Source organism: Paracoccus marcusii (assembly GCF_006151785.1).
GTDB classification, from domain to species: Bacteria; Pseudomonadota; Alphaproteobacteria; order Rhodobacterales; family Rhodobacteraceae; genus Paracoccus; species Paracoccus marcusii.
In genome coordinates this window covers 1-1,387 of record NZ_VDDD01000246.1, presented here as the reverse complement: position 1 = coordinate 1,387, position 1,387 = coordinate 1, and the positions used below count along the sequence as shown (strand labels likewise).

At 49.5% G+C, this 1,387-nt stretch carries 1 pseudogene; it reads right to left on the bottom strand.

The features are described 5' to 3' along the window. Window positions 1–46: 46 nt before the first annotated feature. A pseudogene (locus FHD68_RS18545) lies at window positions 47–1,303 on the bottom strand (RcgA family putative transporter); the annotation flags it as partial. Window positions 1,304–1,387: the final 84 nt, after the last annotated feature.

The window sequence follows — 1,387 nt, the reverse complement described above, 5'->3', positions numbered from 1 at the left end:
TGCTCATGCAGATCGTCTAACCGCATGGATTCCCGATGTGAATCCTTCACCGACTGAGTTCTGCAACAACGCCGACACAACCTGCCATTTTTATACGGACACTTCCAAACTGCCGTACAAGCCCCACTTGGGAAATTACATAAGCGAACGTAAACACTGTTACCATGACAATAAGCAGACTTGTATATTGGTTAGGGGTACTGAAGTCTTTGCGGCTAAAAATAGTGTCGTTCCCAACCGTGACAGCCAGAAAGTCATTCACGAACCAGCTTATGATATCACTACTGTCTGTAACCAAGTAAACAGACTGAAGCTTCATGCAGATTGCAATCAAGATACCTGAGATAGCGCACCTAAAGACTCCTCTAGAAAGTTTTGCGCTGACCCCCAGGATAGCATCTGACAGGTTGTCATCATCAACCCTCTCTGACTGGCGTTTAATATCCCTATAGTCATATGCCAACGTGTAAAGGAGAATGAGTCCCACGAAGAAAAGATAGAAGCAGAGACACATATACAGGTAAGCAATTCCGGTAAAGAATGCCTGGGCCATTACGGACGTCAGCTCCGGGCGTATGATGCCAATTGACCCCCAATCAATCGCATAATCGCGACTACCATCAATAAGGGGCAACAAGCGAACACTGACCCACTGGAAAAGACCCGCAAATCCTATGCAGACGAGAAACACTGACCAGTAGGTAAGCGGCGAAGCCTCAACCTTTTTCAACCATCCATTATTGCCATCTGTACTACCGCTTGCTGCAACAAGCAGGTCTCGTCCCTCATTTTTCCAGAAGGCTATGACCTCATGGCAAAAGCCGAGAAAGAGAGGCAGGAAGACCATGAAAAGAAGAGTCCAGTTTGGAGCCCAAAAAAAGCCTACTTGCTTCAATGGTCCATTGTTATCCGCGTAGGTAATACTATGGACACCCAGGAAGACAGACATAAACCCAAGCACCGCCGCGCCGGCAAAGACTGATACCGGCAGGTCTAGGAACGATCCCCCACCAAAGATTGCCTCTGATGTTCGGGCCAGACTGAAGCGTCTTTTGGACTGAGTATCATCAGGAAGATCGTCGTCGGCATCAATCACGATCCCGTCGCCAACTTCGACTGCTATTTCTTCTAGGTTGCTTGCCTCAGAGGCGCTCCTGACCAAAGACTTCTGCCGCTCACGTCTCCGGGCAACCAGCTGCCTTTGCGATGCACTCAATTCAGCTTGCCAGGCGCTTGTCGCCTTGGGGTCGTCGCAGCCAAAGATCCGCGCAAGCCATCGAATGCTCTCTGGACTGATGCCTTTGTCGTTGTCTTGTGACGTTGCCCCCGACTTTTATCCAGCGTGAGCGAGACTCCGAGTTTGAGTTTTGCCGTTTTGGACGGGTTG